Here is a 14,324-nt window from a genome sequence, read left to right as displayed (position 1 = left end):
GCCAGATGTCTCAGCTCGGACAGAACGCATCTGACGCGCTCCTCTCGAGCGCCGATGCCGCCATCGACTGAGGAAAGAGACGAGCCATGGTTCTCTTCCTCGATCCCGACGATTGCAGATTGTCCATTACGCTCGGTTCTAATCAGCCTTTCCCACGAGTTCCCTTCCATGTCACTTCCCCTTTCGACATTTATTCAATCGTTCGTTCAGCAGCTCACAGCAAAGATGTAGCCTGCTTGCGGGCAAGGTCTATCGCGGCCTCCTTGTTATCGCCGCGATAGACGATTCCGTTCGCATCCACAACCGGATGAACCGGCCCGTCTCCGATGATGAGCCAGGCGCCGTCGGGAGCCCTTCGCAGGTGCTTTTCGCCGCGGCCTGTTCGCTGGCGTGCGGCCTCGACCATCTTTCGGCAGCCCTTGACGCTCGTGTCGAGAAGCCATTTCCGCAGCTGAGGCATGAATTTATCCTCGCAGCCGGCATCTTTGGCATCGGCCTGTCGGCGAGCCCACGCAGTGCCGATCTCGTCGGCCCCGAAGCCGAGACGGCGCAGCTCATCGTAGGGCTGGCGTGCGGCGTCGAGCTTGTTGCGGTTGATCGTTTCGTCGGCGATTTTCCTGAAATCACTTGCGGTATCGACCTGAGAGTCCATTCCGGGATAGACGTCCGGTTGGTTGGTTTGAAAATCCATCCATCCATCCGTCCAATCTTCTGGATAGTCATTACTTATAGGTATATAGGGGGATTCACCTGAAAAAATTACAGGTGAGGAAGAATCTTCACCTGAAGAAATTTCAGGTGAGGAAGTATTTTCACGTGAAATATTTTCCGGTGAGGAAGTATTTTCAGGTGAAGAAACTTCACGTGAAGAAACATCACGTGAAGTTTTTGCAAGTGAGGAAGAATCTTCACCTGAAAAAATTACAGGTGAGGAAGAATCTTCACCTGAAGAAATTTCAGGTGAGGAAGTATTTTCACGTGAAATATTTTCCGGTGAGGAAGTATTTTCAGGTGAAGAAACTTCACGTGAAGAAACATCACGTGAAGTTTTTGCAAGTGAGGAAGAATCTTCACCTGAAAAAATTACAGGTGAGATTCGGAAAGAAGACCTTCCGGCGTCCGGATGGTCCGCCTGCCAAGCCTCCCTAGCGCGGACAATTGGCTCTGTGGCTGCAACAAGAGATCTACCGACGGTGTTCATGCCGTGGACATGGGATCCGCGCTCAACGACAAGGCCCATCTCGAGAAGGGAGGCGATGGTCGTGCGGGCAGTGCGCTCGCTCGTGCCGGACCAGTCCGCGAGAACGGCGGCTCCAAAATCGTAGCAACCCTTATCTACCGTGCAGGAGTAGATCAGGGCATAGGCCACGAGCTGCGCGGGCCTAAGGCCCAAATAGCGCATGAAGCCGTGTATAGCGAACGAAGGACCGTAGCCTTCGGTCTCTGTCTCGAGAATCTTCGACACTATGCGGCCTTTCTCCTTTGCAGCGCCTGGACCGCCAGGGAGAACAACGCCTCTTCGTTGAAGACATTGCACTCCCCTGCCGCCCGCGCGGATTCGATTTCACTTATCAGGGACTCGCGTCCGTAAACGGACAGCATGAAGTTGACGAGATCACCGGAGCGGAACTGACCACCGCCGACAGACAGGGGAACCGCTAGGTCGAAATAGGCGACAAGCGGCTGTCCGATGGTATCGACCGCATCCAGCGCAACCGCCACCCTGCCTGCGCCCGCTTTAAAGATAGCAACAGGAGACTGAAGGAGTTCGGGAACCGATGCAAGCAGCGAAGGCTCGATGCCGTGCCTGTGTGAGCGATTGGAGATCGTTGTCTCCCGAACGATATGCCGCACGGTATGGCAGATAGGCAGGTTGGGAATCCCCGCCGCCAAAAGGGCCCTCGGAGTTTCGGGGAGAACGGGCACAGGCGCCTGTCGGTTATAGCCCCGACCCCTCGCCTTGGCAATTTCGGCGAATCCAGTCCACATTCGGCATGAATTCGCGTATTCGGCTAGATCTTGATTGTTTAGACCCTCTACTGCGATGGTAGAATCAATTTGACCGACGAGGGCGCGATACCGTCCTATGTCGTCGAGATCGTGTTGACGCTGTTCACCTTTCCACATCCGTGAACTCCCTTCTTCTACGGTCTCACGTTTCGGGTGCGGCTGGGGCTCTTCCTTAATTTCCCAGTCGCACTTTTTTTCTGACACCCTAAATTGAACAGTCTTCGAGAACGATGCGGGAACCATCATGCGGCCCCCTTACGGCCGTCAAGGGCCATGCTCTTTGACATGCTCTCTTGCAGGGACTGCAGAGAGGCGTATTCTTCGTACGGCATCTCATGGCTCGACTCCTTAATGAAAGGCGTCCTGCGCATATAGGCGTCGAGGTCATCAATGTTGATGTAGATGGTCCGCGATCCGCCACGGGAGAACGCGCCGTAGACGGCGGGGATCTCACCCGACTCGATGAGTTCCTGGACTGCATCAACATGGCGATGAATGTATTTGGCTGCCGCGGACTTAGAGAGCCACTTACTGCTTGCCCAGGGCTCCATTCTCTCTTTACCGCTCATTACGCGACCTCGTCTTTCTTGGGAAGACGATCATCGGTCTCACCGAGCAGGTACTCAATGGAGCATCCGAAGATTTGAGACATCTGTTCGAGCTGATCGTAAGTTGCCGACTTCGGATCGCGCTCAATTCGCACGATGATGCTTCTGCTGACACCAATCTTGTCGCCAAGATCGGTTTGCGAAAGGCGAAGCCTCACTCGTTCCGCTCCGATACAATTCGGCATATATCCCTCCTAAAGTAAAACGGATTGTTGTACTTGAATAAATACTAAAACATTTTGAAGTACTGTGCAACAAATTGTCATACATAAAGTCAAGGTGCTCAGAGAAAGGGGCACCCGTGGGCAACAATCTGAAGACTATTCGCGCCAATAGCGGCAAAACTCAAAAACAAGTGGCGAATGAACTCGGCATTTCGCTCTCTGCTTATAGAACATATGAACAAGGAACGAGACGACTTACAGACGAGCTTCTAATTCAGCTATCTACTTATTACTCGGTTTCAGTGGACTCGATTCTCGGTTCCAAATACTCAGTTCCGATCTCCTCTCCATCATTCCTTGAAGACTCTGCAATGCGCTCAGTGGTCAATGCCGCAATTTCAGAAATGAATAAAGAGGAAAGATTGCAGTTTAGGAAGTTGTTGGAAAGTTACATGGCCCTTAGTTTTGCTGGAAGAAGCCAACTGGTAGATAACGCGGATACGATGAACCGTTCCGGAAAATACAAGAGGTTTGGCAATATTGCCAAAAGCACCGCCCCAGCTAGTTCTCACAGTAGAGCCAAGACAGCCTAAGCAATCGAATAAACCATTTATGACTAGAGTTATTTATCCGAACTGGGAAGCAATTTGGGGTAGCCAATAATGCCTAAAAACAAAATCGGCGAAATTCAGAAAATAGGAGTCGACGCCGAAGAGTTAGAGATCTTCAGGGTCAGAGTCGAGGTCGGCACTCGCGAAAAGCGCTCCGCGAAAAGGGTCACGATTCACGAACCAAAACGACAGTATCGTCCGAAATCTCATTTGCTAAAAGGGAGGTAGGATGACTAGAAAAAAGAGCCCGCAGGAGATCGAGATCAATCGCCTATTTGGTCAAAATCTCAAGCAGACCAGAAACCAGCTAAAAATCAATCAGACTGTTGCAGCCCGCAGAATTGGCGTTGAGCTTGTCACCTACCAGTCATACGAGCAAGGTCGAAGGTTTCCGTCAAACGAGACCTTAGAGGCCATCTGCAAGGTGCTAAACGTGCGGTTATCTGACCTTGTCGACCCATCTTGGCGCGATCTTCACGCTATTTCCCCTGCAAAATCTTTAATTGCGCTTACGGAATTGGAAAAAGCCGCGACAAAACCAGCAGAAGTAAACGATGACTCCTTTGAAAGGCTTCGGTCTGCTTGGGTTCGTTTAAATGACAACGGGAAAGGCATTGCGCTTTCGCTAATTGAAAGCCTGCTAGAAAACGACCTGTTGTTGAATGATTCTGAGCCGGCCTTTTCAAACGGCGATTCTCACTCCTCCGTGGCCCAAACAGCATAACGATTAAAGATCAGCTGGAGGCAAAATCACCCATGCCTAAATTCAAAATTGGCCAAATTGAGAAACAAGGTGCTCAGAGAAAGGAGCACCCATGGGCAACAATCTGAAAACCATTCGCTCCAATAGCGGGAAAACCCAAAAACAGATTGCGGTAGAGCTCGGCATTTCGCTTTCTGCATACAGAAAGTATGAACAAGGAACAAGACGGCTTACGGATGAGTTTCTGCTCCAGTTGTCCACATATTTTTCTGTTTCAGTGGATTCAATTCTCGGTTCAAAATACTCAGTTTCAATTCCAACGCCTTCATTTCTTGAAGACTCTGCAATGCAATCAATAGTCAATGCTGCAATTTCAGAAATGAATAAGGAGGAGAGACTGCAATTTAGGAAGTTGCTAGAAAGCTATATGGCCCTAAGTTGTGCCGGCAGAGAGCAACTTATGGATAGCGCTGACACAATGAACCGTTCCGGAAAATACAAGAGGTTTGGCAATATTGCTAAAAGCAACGCCTCAACTAGTTCTCGCGGTAGAGCCAAGACCGCCTAAACGATCGAACGAAACCTTTACCACCAGGGATCTTTGTCCTGATTGGAATACAATACGAGGTAGCCACAATGCCTAAAAACAAAATCGGACAAATTGAGAAAATAGGCGTCGACGCCGATGGCTTAGAGATATTCAGGGTTAGGGTCGAGGCCGGCACTCGTAAAAAGCGTGCCACAAAAAGGGTAACGATTCATGGAACCATGAGAGATGCCCAAGCAGCCGCTTCCATGCTCTATGTCGAGTTGAATTCCAGCCTTTCTGAACGCGACATTCCTGAGATTACGCTGAATCAATACTTTTATGGCAGGTTTATTCCAGCCCTGGAAAAAGAAGGTAAGACCAACAGCACAATCGACGGATATGTCAAAAACTATCGAAAATGGATCTCCCCGAATCATGGCGAACGAGTCCTCTTGAATCTAGATGAGAACAATGTCCGAAATCTCATCGAGCAATCTGGGACCCCGAGAAACACGCTGCGGACGTACAGGGCGATCTTGAACAGGGCCAAATCGGATGGTTTCATACGCCATAAAATGGATCTAACGGGACTCGATGCCAGGGCAAAGAAACAGAAACGCCCCGCACCATGGTCACCCCTGGAATTAAAGCACGCTGCCGACGCACTAGTTGACGATGAGATGGCATACCTAACCCTGCTGGTCGGCAGTGCGGGCCTTCGCAAAGAAGAGAACCTTGCAATCACGCCAGCCGACGTACAGATATTGAAAATGCCGACTTCCCAGGGCGTAAAAAAGTATGTGCTCCTGAACGTCCATGCGGCCAATACCGACGAGGACGGACTTAAGGTCACCAAAACAGAAGAGTCTAATAGACACGCTCTGGTTCTTCCAGAGTTTACGGAAAGGTTTCTCTCAGCTCTCGAGGACACGAAGCCCTCAATCGAGCAAGTTGAGGGATGCTGGCTCATCAGGCACAAAACAAGCTGGCACAAGTCCAGAAAAGCCAAATATAGGATCGAAACCGTCATGGGAAATCGAAAAGATGCCCAGGCAGTTGCAAGTCGGTTGGCCGCAGAAACGGCAGCAAAGTATAAGTTGGGGTCAAACCCAAAACTGAAAGAAGTTGCCGATGGAATTTGGACTGTCACCGTTTTTAACGGATATGTCGACACCATGGAGAGGACCATCGCGCCAGAGGCGTTTATTGGAACCGAACAAGATGCAACGCGACACGCCCTGGAGCAGTGGAGCAACCGGCGAATTCTTCCATGTGCCGGCGAAACACTGCGAGGCCATTGGGAAACCGCGCTGAGGAAGCATGGCCTGAGGTTTATTCCCGTGAATAACCTGAGACATACCTCAGAGACGCTCATGGCCGCCAGCGGAGTTTCGACTCCGACAATTTCAAGCATGCACGGACATACGCAGTTTAAGACGGATTTCCAGCACTATATCGACCTAAATGTCGAGGCGATCCTTGATGCCGCCGATAAGGTCGACACATTCATGGCTTCAGACATGGCAAGTGGCGGCTTCACTCTCGAATCGCTTATTGAGAAAAAGGACTTCTAGAAGATGTTCAAAAGCCAAACGCGTGTAGTTTCTCTACAAGTCAATACAAACTACGCCTGAGGCAATGAGAGGCGATATAGAGCGCCGAATCGATATCTTAGTAACACAGATGAGTGCCAGACTTTCAGATGGTCTTAAATCGCGTCTGAACGCTTAGCCCATCCAGATCTGCCGAAAAACTGCGACCATCGATTCATCACGCTTCCATCTTTTTTGGCGAAAGCAAACGCATCGATCGGTAGATCATAAAGCTCATTTTAAATCTACTGATACAGACAGGACACATATCTATGCACTAATCAGTGGTGGATAGTGGTGGATAGCCAGAAGAAACCAGTGGATTCTAGAAGGAATAGCCAATAGTAAAGCGGTTCCCCTGATTGACTGAATATCAGAGAAACCGCTGGTAGATAGTGGTGGGCCCTCCGGGATTCGAACCCAGAACCCAGGGATTATGAGTGTGGGCCGAGGCTTATCGAGGAACATTGGACACCAAAGTCAGACCACGGGCCAATTAGTACCTGCTGCCCGGCGTACTGACCGCGCCATCGGACGGATAGCGGAACTCTACCTTGATGCCGCGACGCTCCAGCTCATAGGCCATCGCGCGGGCGTTGGCGTTGGCCTGGCCATAGGGACCCGGACCACGACCGAACTCGTCATACATCACCTGGTCGCGATAGTACGTAATCGGCACCGTAACTGGCTCAACGCCAAGAGACTCAACCTGTTTGGCTACGACAGCGCAGGCCGGGCATAACTCATCACTGCAGACAAAGCAGGTCGCAATAGCGCATAAATTGACTACACAGGATAAAACTAACGATCGTCAAAACCGCTATCCGCTTCTATCCACACTATTAGTATTATTTCTGCACTTAATCTCGGTTTTAATTATGGACTCATAATCCCTGGGTTCTGGGTTCGAATCCCGGAGGGCCCACCAGAGTATTTCGAGGCCGGGCATTACGCCCGGCCTCTTTGCTAATGGCACTGCTGACTAGCTTTGCCATCTAGAGACGCAAAGTCATCAACATTCATATTCGTAATTAACAATGGGCATGTCGCCAAGATGCTACCCAGTCAACACATGACCTAAATCTATAGATATGAAAAAAGGCCCCAACTTGCGTTGGAGCCTCATTCAATGATCGGGTGGAGACGAGGGGGATCGAACCCCTGACCTCTTGACTGCCAGTCAAGCGCTCTCCCAGCTGAGCTACGCCCCCGTGCGAAGAAGTACTATACGGGAACTCGGACGGCGATGCAAGGACAATTTTGGAAAATATTTGGCTCTGTTAGACCCCTTGATTCTCATTTTCATTGCAACAGCCTCAGGACTCAGCGCAACGCGTTGCGCTGAGTCCTGAGGCGCGAATCCGGGTAGGCAACCCCAGAGGGGCCGGAATCCCCCGGCCCGCGATGGAGGGAGGCCGGCATGTCCAGACCCAAGCCGTCCGGAAGGTCGTACGGGAGGCTCACGAGGCACGAGAGGAACACGGTCGAGAGGATGCTCGACCGCAACCGCAGCGCCCGCGAGATCGCCGCGGAGCTCGGCAGGTCGCCATCGACCGTGACCAGGGAGGTGGCGGCGCACCGCTACGTCACCGCGCCGCGCTCGCGCTACGGCGAGCCCGCGCCCGCGGACCTGTCGGGGGCCTGCCCCAGGCTCTCCGCGTGGCCGAGGTGCTGCAACGGCTGCTCGCACAGGAGGGGCTACGGCTGCTCGAGGAGGCCCAGGGTGTTCTACAGCGCAAGGAGGGCGCAGGAGGCGGCCGACGCCGAGCTCTCGGCGAGCAGGTCCGGGATCGACGAGACCGAGGAGGGCGCCGCCGCCAAGCTCGCGGCCATCAGGGACGGGCTCGCGCGCGGGCTCTCCCCGCAGCAGATAGCGGCGACGACCCCCGGGCTCAGCGCCTCCACCGTCTACAGGTGGGTGGACGCCGGCTACGACGGCATGACGAACATGGAGCTCAGGCGCAAGGTCGGCTACAGGCCGAGGTCGCGCCGGGCCCCGGGGAGGGCGACGTCCCACTCGCCGCGCAGGTCGCACGCGTCGTTCCTCGCGCTCGGCGAGGACGCCTGCGCCGCGGCCTGGGAGATGGACACCGTCGAGGGCCCCAGGGGCGACTCCGCCAGGCTCCTCACGCTCCTGCACCGCCCGAGCCGCTTCCAGCTGGCCCTGCCGCTGCCGGACGGCACGTGCGCCTCGGTCCTGGCGGCGCTCTCCTCCCTGCGCGGGGTCCTCGGCGAGGACGGCGCGAGGCGCGCCTTCGGCGCCGTGCTCACCGACAACGGGAGCGAGTTCGCCGACGAGGGCGCCATCGCGGCGCTGTTCGGCGAGCGGGACGGCGAGACCAGGCTCTTCTACTGCGACCCCCGGCAGAGCCAGCAGAAGGGCGCGTGCGAGAAGAACCACGTGGAGATCAGGAAGCTGCTGCCCAAGGGCGCAGGGGCCAGGTTCGACCGGCTGACGGCGGCGGACTGCGCGCTGCTCATGTCGCAGGTGAACTCCGAGCCGAGGGGGGCGCTCGGGTTCCTGACGCCGGCGCGCGTGCTGCGGATGGCCCTCGGGGAGGACGCCTCCGCCCTCATGGACGCGTTCGGGATAGAGGAGCTGGCGCCCGGCGAGCTCGACCTCACGCCCGGCTGCATCGACAGGGCCAGGGCCGCGAGGGGCGAGGGGCCGCTGGCGGGATAGGCGGCGGGCCGGGACATGGGCCGGAGGGCCCGTTGCGCTGAGTCCGGAACGGCTGCGCGGCGGGCTGGCGGAGCATGCGGCGGCGGCACGGGGACGCCGGCCTCCACAGCCTCTCCACCTGCGGAAACGAGGCGACGACCAGGTGCCGGGGGCTATTCCCGCGTTGCGCTAGCTGCGGAAACGCGGAGCCCGTTCAGGCTGTTGCGTTGAGATTGAAAATCAACCGCTCTGTTAGACCAAATTTGACACGATCGGCTGTTCGCCGAACCGGAAAATAATCGGGCTATCCCCGCCCATCGCGGTCCGCGCCCTCCCCGTCAGCCTTCCCCGAAGATCCCAGCCTGACGTCGAAGGGCAGGCCGCCCTCGCGGACCACCGCCCTGAGGAATATGTTCATGGCGCCCGACATGGAGAGCCCGAGCTCGTCGAGCACGGCCACGGCCTCCCTTTTGACCTCGGGATCGATTCTTATCGTGGTGGCCGGGACGTTCGATGTCATTGCCGCTCCTTCCGCGGTCGCTGCTCCGTGGCCACCATTTTAATTCGCTAGGCCGCCCGCCCGTCCCAGTAGTCCATGAGGGGAGGCTCGAGGCCGAACATGCCGCGGACGCGGGTCGAGCAGGAGCCGTTGGCGAGCTGGCGGGCGACCGTGGACTCCGCCGCGCGCGAGCCCGCCGCCATGAAGGTGCGGCACCAGCGGAACCAGTCGAGGTAGGCCCCCAGGTGCTTGGTGGACACTCCCCTGAAGCGGGCCATGAACGAGCCGAGGAGCGAATGGACGGCGTTGATGCGGTTGATGGTGCCCTCCGAACGGTCCTTGGAATCATAGGATTCATGCGAGGCGACCTTCAGGTCGCGCAGCACGTCGATGTATGCGGCCGCCTTGTCCGTGGCGACGACCGCGCCCGCGCCGATGCGGTCGCGAAGGGCCTCCGCCGCACGCCTGCGCGAGACAACGCCGCGGCCCGAGACCTCGAAGAAGGTGGCGTCCGTGTCGCTGACGCCCGTCATGACGCAGATCTGCTCGCGGGAGAGGCCGCGCCTATGGACCTGCTTGCCGCGGTGGCGAGCCTTCCTCGGCAGGGTGAAGGAGCCCTTTGAATGGTTGCCCTTGAAGGACTCGGGGAAGTACGTCTCGTCGAGCTCGCAAGCCTGCCCCTGCCCCACATGGAACGTGGGCGAGTATTCCCTCAGGCACTCGATGAGCCTGTGGCGCATGGTCCAGGCGGTCTTGAGGCAGACACCGCAGCGGCCGGCGCACTCGCGGAGAGGGAGCATGAGGGCGAAGCACTCGGCGTAGGCCATCCAGGTCTCGCGGGGCAACTTGCTCGCGCCGAGGATCCGGTCGGTGGAGCCGGAGAACGTCCTGCCGCAGTCGCGGCAGAGGTAGCGCTGCTCGCCGTTCCTGGACTTGCCCTTCTTGACGATAGCGACCGAGCCGCAACGGGGGCAGCGCTCTACCTCATGGCCATCTCCCGCCGCATCGTCGAACATGGCGGCGCGGACGACGTCCCCGACCAACTCGACGGCTTTACGGCGCTCGGTCCTGCTGAGCTTCGCCAGGCTCTTCTTGAGGGTGATGACCAGGTCGTCTGCATCCATGGGCGCTCCTTCGACGTTAATTGAAGGGTACCGCCTCGCGGTGACATCGTTTTTATGTCAACCTTGGTCTAACAGAGCCAAATATTTTGCGGCGCGTTGAACGGGAGCGGGGCCAAAGAGACACACGATGCCCGACATAGCCCGCGGGGCGAGCCCCGTGGGCGGCGGCAAGCCCGCCGCCTTCCTTTGCAGGGCTCGGCATGTCGCCCCAGACGCCGCCGGCCAGACCAAAGCGATCCGCGGTGCATCCGTGGGCATGAGCCCTTCCGCACGCCTTCGGGCCAATTTACGGAACCGTGCGTAGCTCGCCCCAGCTGGTCGCTTCATAAACAGACCGGTTTACTACGCCGATTCCCGGATTTCCGACCTCACGCCTACTTTCGCAAAACGGGCAGGCAATCTACCTGCGGTTTTACGAGCGGCGAAATCAGTGTGTTCAGTCACCCTCAATCCAACGTAGTAAACCGGCATGGTTTTAAAATGGCACTTAATTACTGACAGCATATAAAGTATTAAAAATGCCCACTTGGCCATTATTACTTACCAATACCGAGCCAATTGCACAGAACGTTGGCCCGCAATCTGGTCTCAGCGCATCTCATCGCCTCGGTTTTTGGCTTGTAGCGCAACTCTAATCGCTCACACACACTGTGAATGATGGCATCAAGCTGATCGTGATCATTGAGCATGTCATGGGTTACAAGAAATACGTCGTATCCCATGCTTTGCAATGCTGTCATTCGGGTGGCATCGTGGTCAAGCACGGCGCCCGATCCATGGATAACCTCTCCTTGAAGTTCGATAATCACAGCCTTCATTGTTATTGGATTTACGATGACGATATCGCCGTAACAGATTTTCTGACCTGCGATTTTCCGAGCTGAATTCGACAGCGGTGTTAAGTCGTTGACGAATATGTTTTTAAACTCCGCTCCGCCGGCACGCCTCGGATGACTCAGTAACATGATTCCAGCAACTTCTAGCGGGGATGCAGCGATACCCATTACCTGCCGTGCGGCTTCGTAGAATTTCTTTCCCCACATCTCGCCTTTAACCTTCGCTGCAAATCTATGCAGTTCTTCTATTTCAATAAGAGGCTTTCTCATCCAGAGCGATGTGCCCTTTCCGCTAGCTGTATTTCCGGATCCGTTATCCTGCTGCTCACTTTGATCATTCTTGCTGTCCTTCTGGTGCGCCCGAGCATGGACTCGCTTCCATGGGATCTCATCTTGAGTTTCGTCTAGTTCAAACAAACTTTCTGTGGTGTACTGCTCTTCTTCTGATTTTGTCTGCTCAAGTGCTATGTCGACCGCGGGCGATGGTTTAAAAACCGAGAACCATCCGCAGAACTCGTACATAGCCAGAACCAGGTCGCATGAAGACACGCTTCGAGTCATGGTGAATAGCGTATTAAGAGGGTCAGTGACGCTAAAGCCCATACCCGTGTCGATGGAAACCTTCTCTGTATAGGCGCTGTTCCATCGGATGGTCCGTCTTGTCTCAGAATGCAGGTTGCTTCGTGTTGATGCTGCTGTGATGATTGGCGTCTTGAGGACGTCGACTACAAAGGGCGATTGGGATAGAGCTCGCCAGCCGTCTTCGGAGTTGGGCAGGCGCGGGTAGAGTTCGCGCACCTGCGGTGGGCAGCGCCAGTAGCGGAATGCGGTGTTTGCGCAGACGATTTCGTCCATTTGCGCCTCCCCTGGTATCGACCGTAGGCCATGCGGATTGCGGGCATGGCCGATTATCTACCGGGGCATCATGCGGGTAAGTACCGGAAGCAAACCAAAAGCTTGACGAGTTCCGCCGAAAAACCCTCGTGAGATAGATATCCGCTGGAAGGCGCTCTGGGCATGTGGTCCCTGTCTTCACATTTGCGCTCGGTTCACATGGGGAATTCAATGAAAATACGCATGCGTTTTATACATAACGGGCAATGGCGTCAGCAAAAAGGGTGCGATAAAAAATGACGCCTTAGACGACTGCGATTTATTTTTGGTGTCACAATTGGTGTTACCCTTGATGTCAAAATGAAAAAGGTCAGAGGCTTAATACCTCTGACCTGTACTTTAGATGGTGGGCGATACAAGATTCGAACTTGTGACCCCATCCGTGTGAAGGATATGCTCTACCCCTGAGCCAATCGCCCGTCGCCTTTCGGCAAAAGAGATACTATCATAGCCGCGCGTGGTTTACCAAGAACTTTTTGCCCCCGATTTTAAATTCGTGGGCGCAGACCGCGCCACCGCAATCAGGGCAGCCGACAAACCTCCAGCTAAACCGGTCTCTATCGCTTGATCCACGAAGTCTCGGGGCGGCAGATAAGTCGCGCGTTGTTGTAGGCCATGTCGAGCGTGAGACAGGTACGCGCGGCGTAGAAGCCGTCCTCGCGCTGGATAGTCAGCGCCAGCTCGGGCTTGTCGCCGGTCAGGCACAGCGGCAGCAGCAGCTGGATCCGGCCGCCATAAAACTGCGGCACGGCGAGCGTGTAGTTGGCGGCGGCGCGGCGGGCGGCCTCGACGACGGCGCACTCAAAGGCGCGGCGCAGCAGCAGCGAGTTGCCCTCCCCCATCAGGCTGGCGGGAATGCGCGTGAGGTTCTCCTCGTCGCCCAAAATGTGGTCGATGTTGGAGCGGATGGGCAGGCGGTAGTCAAAGACCAGCTCGGAGGGGTCCTCGGCAAAGCGCACACGGCACGGCAGGTACTCAAACGAGACGAGCATGGGGTCGCTTTCCTTAAAGAAACCCTTTAAAAACCAGCGCTGGCGTGCGTCGGGCTTGGTGTTGGGCTCAAACAGACCGTAGATGGTCTCGTAGCGGCGCGTGTACAGGCCGGTGTTAAACAGGCAGCGGTCGTCGTCGAACACCAGCGGCAGGTTGGACGGTGCGGTCTGGTCCACGTCGCGCTCGGTCAAAAACACCGCGCGGCTAAACGAAAACGACAGGTAGTTTTTGAGGATGCGGTTGCTAGGACCCCAGTCCTCGGGATCGGCGAGGTCGGCCAGGCGGTCGTAACAGGGCTCGGGGCAAAACGCAAAGTCGTAGACAATGCTGCACAGGGTGCTGGGGATTTCCATGTGGTGTCCAATCCATTCAATAACCGGCGTGCGGATACTTAGATTCTATACGTGTGACGGGTCGTCCGTGCCCGCAACGCAACCGCGGCGTAGCTCTTCGGCTAGCTCGCTGGTCGTGCGGCGACTGGAAACGAGGTCCTGGATCCAGGCGTAGTACTGGTTGTCTTTGGGCTCGGGGCTGTCGGACAGCACGACCGGAGTGCCGGCGAACCTTAAGACGGACAACGCAAAGACAAGGCTGGTGCGTTTGTTGCCGTCCTCAAAGATGTGGTCCTTGACCATGTGCTCGGCCACGTAAGTGACCTGGTCAAAGATGTCTGCGAAGCGATCGGCCGGCGATTGGCCGAATATCGTACAGAATGTACCCGCAAGCACGGATTCGACGCGTCCAAGCTCAAGCGCGGCTCGGTCGCCTGTGGCGTCGGTCTTATAGCAGCGCCCGACCGTCATCAGCGTGCTGTGCAGACGCATCACGGCCTCGGCCATAGCTTCAAGCGAACCGGTATCATGAGCACGCGCGGCGCGAACGGATGAGCGCTCCGCTGCATAGCCGCCATCATGAGTTCTCCAAGAGCGTGAGCGCGTTGGCACGCCCTCAATGGTCAGCCGAACAGCTTCGTCGATTAACGTGGCCCCGTCGCGCAAAATCAGTGATGCTGAATTTGCCACGTGCGCAGTTGAATGATCTTCTTGAGCAACGCAATCAGCGCCGTCATCTTGTTGAACATTGCTCCAAAGCATGTCTG

Annotated in this window: 15 protein-coding genes and 2 tRNA genes; 5 read left to right on the top strand and 12 right to left on the bottom strand. The window is 55.8% G+C overall.

The genetic code is table 11. From position 1 onward, the window contains the following. Positions 1-214: 214 nt before the first annotated feature. The 4 genes from ACGHEN_RS05320 to ACGHEN_RS05305 are packed head-to-tail and all read right to left on the bottom strand — an operon-like array spanning position 215 to position 2,803. Positions 215-1,465 (bottom strand): hypothetical protein, encoded by a 1,251-nt coding sequence (locus ACGHEN_RS05320; RefSeq protein ID WP_390397816.1) that lies wholly within the window; start codon positions 1,463-1,465, stop codon positions 215-217. Beyond that, positions 1,465-2,256 carry a hypothetical protein gene (locus ACGHEN_RS05315; RefSeq protein WP_390397814.1) on the bottom strand — a complete coding sequence of 264 codons (792 nt, stop codon included), beginning with the start codon at positions 2,254-2,256 and terminating at the stop codon, positions 1,465-1,467. Before ACGHEN_RS05315 ends, ACGHEN_RS05320 begins: the two co-directional genes overlap by 1 nt. Continuing rightward, positions 2,253-2,579 carry a helix-turn-helix domain-containing protein gene (locus tag ACGHEN_RS05310; RefSeq protein ID WP_390397811.1) on the bottom strand — a complete coding sequence of 109 codons (327 nt, stop codon included), beginning with the start codon at positions 2,577-2,579 and terminating at the stop codon, positions 2,253-2,255. Before ACGHEN_RS05310 ends, ACGHEN_RS05315 begins: the two co-directional genes overlap by 4 nt. After that, positions 2,579-2,803, bottom strand: coding sequence for a helix-turn-helix domain-containing protein (locus ACGHEN_RS05305; RefSeq protein ID WP_390397809.1), 225 nt, complete (start codon positions 2,801-2,803; stop codon positions 2,579-2,581). The genes ACGHEN_RS05310 and ACGHEN_RS05305 overlap by 1 nt, the downstream gene beginning before the upstream one ends. A 116-nt stretch (positions 2,804-2,919) precedes the next feature. Here ACGHEN_RS05305 and ACGHEN_RS05300 point away from each other — a divergent pair, with 116 nt between their 5' ends. The 4 genes from ACGHEN_RS05300 (at position 2,920) to ACGHEN_RS05285 (ending at position 6,199) form a co-directional block, all read left to right on the top strand. After that, positions 2,920-3,375 (top strand): helix-turn-helix domain-containing protein, encoded by a 456-nt coding sequence (locus tag ACGHEN_RS05300; RefSeq protein WP_390397807.1) that lies wholly within the window; start codon positions 2,920-2,922, stop codon positions 3,373-3,375. 247 nt (positions 3,376-3,622) lie between these two features. Further along, positions 3,623-4,117 (top strand): helix-turn-helix transcriptional regulator, encoded by a 495-nt coding sequence (locus tag ACGHEN_RS05295; RefSeq protein ID WP_390397805.1) that lies wholly within the window; start codon positions 3,623-3,625, stop codon positions 4,115-4,117. Positions 4,118-4,208: 91 nt separating this feature from the next. Beyond that, complete coding sequence (locus ACGHEN_RS05290; protein ID WP_390397803.1) at positions 4,209-4,664, top strand: helix-turn-helix domain-containing protein; 456 nt, start codon at positions 4,209-4,211, stop codon at positions 4,662-4,664. A 68-nt stretch (positions 4,665-4,732) separates the two neighbouring features. Next, the gene (locus ACGHEN_RS05285; RefSeq protein WP_390397801.1) at positions 4,733-6,199 is read left to right on the top strand and encodes a hypothetical protein; all 1,467 of its coding nucleotides are present in this window, start codon (positions 4,733-4,735) and stop codon (positions 6,197-6,199) included. 514 nt (positions 6,200-6,713) lie between these two features. Here the strand turns inward: ACGHEN_RS05285 and ACGHEN_RS05280 are convergent. Together ACGHEN_RS05280 and ACGHEN_RS05275 are read right to left on the bottom strand one after the other, a co-directional pair. Then, positions 6,714-6,896 (bottom strand): hypothetical protein, encoded by a 183-nt coding sequence (locus ACGHEN_RS05280; protein ID WP_390397799.1) that lies wholly within the window; start codon positions 6,894-6,896, stop codon positions 6,714-6,716. 459 nt (positions 6,897-7,355) lie between these two features. Further along, a tRNA-Ala gene (locus ACGHEN_RS05275) sits at positions 7,356-7,428 on the bottom strand. 209 nt (positions 7,429-7,637) lie between these two features. Between ACGHEN_RS05275 and ACGHEN_RS05270 the strand changes: the two genes are divergently transcribed. Beyond that, entirely contained in the window at positions 7,638-8,900 is a 1,263-nt protein-coding gene (locus ACGHEN_RS05270; RefSeq protein ID WP_390397345.1) for an IS30 family transposase, read from the top strand. 283 nt (positions 8,901-9,183) lie between these two features. Here the strand turns inward: ACGHEN_RS05270 and ACGHEN_RS05265 are convergent, their stop codons facing one another. From ACGHEN_RS05265 to ACGHEN_RS05240, 6 genes are all read right to left on the bottom strand, one after another. Then, positions 9,184-9,399, bottom strand: coding sequence for a type II toxin-antitoxin system RelB/DinJ family antitoxin (locus tag ACGHEN_RS05265; protein WP_390397797.1), 216 nt, complete (start codon positions 9,397-9,399; stop codon positions 9,184-9,186). A 47-nt stretch (positions 9,400-9,446) separates the two neighbouring features. Further along, positions 9,447-10,502, bottom strand: coding sequence for an IS1595 family transposase (locus ACGHEN_RS05260; RefSeq protein WP_390397795.1), 1,056 nt, complete (start codon positions 10,500-10,502; stop codon positions 9,447-9,449). Between the two features lie 536 nt (positions 10,503-11,038). After that, positions 11,039-12,193: a hypothetical protein gene (locus tag ACGHEN_RS05255; RefSeq protein WP_390397792.1), complete on the bottom strand. Its 1,155-nt coding sequence runs from the start codon at positions 12,191-12,193 to the stop codon at positions 11,039-11,041. Positions 12,194-12,576: 383 nt separating this feature from the next. After that, positions 12,577-12,651, bottom strand: a tRNA-Val gene (locus ACGHEN_RS05250). Positions 12,652-12,789: 138 nt separating this feature from the next. Beyond that, the gene (locus ACGHEN_RS05245) at positions 12,790-13,578 is read right to left on the bottom strand and encodes a DUF3825 domain-containing protein (RefSeq protein ID WP_390397790.1); all 789 of its coding nucleotides are present in this window, start codon (positions 13,576-13,578) and stop codon (positions 12,790-12,792) included. Positions 13,579-13,623: 45 nt separating this feature from the next. Further along, a complete protein-coding gene (locus tag ACGHEN_RS05240) occupies positions 13,624-14,319 on the bottom strand; it encodes a Fic family protein (RefSeq protein ID WP_390397788.1) in 696 nt (231 codons plus the stop codon). Positions 14,320-14,324 lie beyond the last annotated feature (5 nt).

It is taken from the genome of Collinsella sp. i06-0019-1H4 (assembly GCF_042849575.1).
Classification (GTDB): domain Bacteria; phylum Actinomycetota; class Coriobacteriia; order Coriobacteriales; family Coriobacteriaceae; genus Collinsella.
The sequence above is the reverse complement of the archived record's forward strand: the minus strand, read 5'-3'. Positions and strand labels throughout refer to the sequence as shown.

What these genes read in the sequence shown, in the direction of transcription:
- ACGHEN_RS05295 (WP_390397805.1), top strand. Translation starts at nt 3,623, where the DNA reads ATGACTAGAAAAAAGAGCCCGCAGGAGATCGAGATCAATCGCCTATTT.
- ACGHEN_RS05315 (WP_390397814.1), bottom strand. Translation starts at nt 2,256, where the DNA reads ATGATGGTTCCCGCATCGTTCTCGAAGACTGTTCAATTTAGGGTGTCA.
- ACGHEN_RS05245 (WP_390397790.1), bottom strand. Translation starts at nt 13,578, where the DNA reads ATGGAAATCCCCAGCACCCTGTGCAGCATTGTCTACGACTTTGCGTTT.
- ACGHEN_RS05260 (WP_390397795.1), bottom strand. Translation starts at nt 10,502, where the DNA reads ATGGATGCAGACGACCTGGTCATCACCCTCAAGAAGAGCCTGGCGAAG.
- ACGHEN_RS05240 (WP_390397788.1), bottom strand. Translation starts at nt 14,319, where the DNA reads ATGCTTTGGAGCAATGTTCAACAAGATGACGGCGCTGATTGCGTTGCT.
- ACGHEN_RS05290 (WP_390397803.1), top strand. Translation starts at nt 4,209, where the DNA reads ATGGGCAACAATCTGAAAACCATTCGCTCCAATAGCGGGAAAACCCAA.
- ACGHEN_RS05285 (WP_390397801.1), top strand. Translation starts at nt 4,733, where the DNA reads ATGCCTAAAAACAAAATCGGACAAATTGAGAAAATAGGCGTCGACGCC.
- ACGHEN_RS05255 (WP_390397792.1), bottom strand. Translation starts at nt 12,193, where the DNA reads ATGGACGAAATCGTCTGCGCAAACACCGCATTCCGCTACTGGCGCTGC.
- ACGHEN_RS05305 (WP_390397809.1), bottom strand. Translation starts at nt 2,803, where the DNA reads ATGCCGAATTGTATCGGAGCGGAACGAGTGAGGCTTCGCCTTTCGCAA.
- ACGHEN_RS05270 (WP_390397345.1), top strand. Translation starts at nt 7,638, where the DNA reads ATGTCCAGACCCAAGCCGTCCGGAAGGTCGTACGGGAGGCTCACGAGG.
- ACGHEN_RS05265 (WP_390397797.1), bottom strand. Translation starts at nt 9,399, where the DNA reads ATGACATCGAACGTCCCGGCCACCACGATAAGAATCGATCCCGAGGTC.
- ACGHEN_RS05310 (WP_390397811.1), bottom strand. Translation starts at nt 2,579, where the DNA reads ATGAGCGGTAAAGAGAGAATGGAGCCCTGGGCAAGCAGTAAGTGGCTC.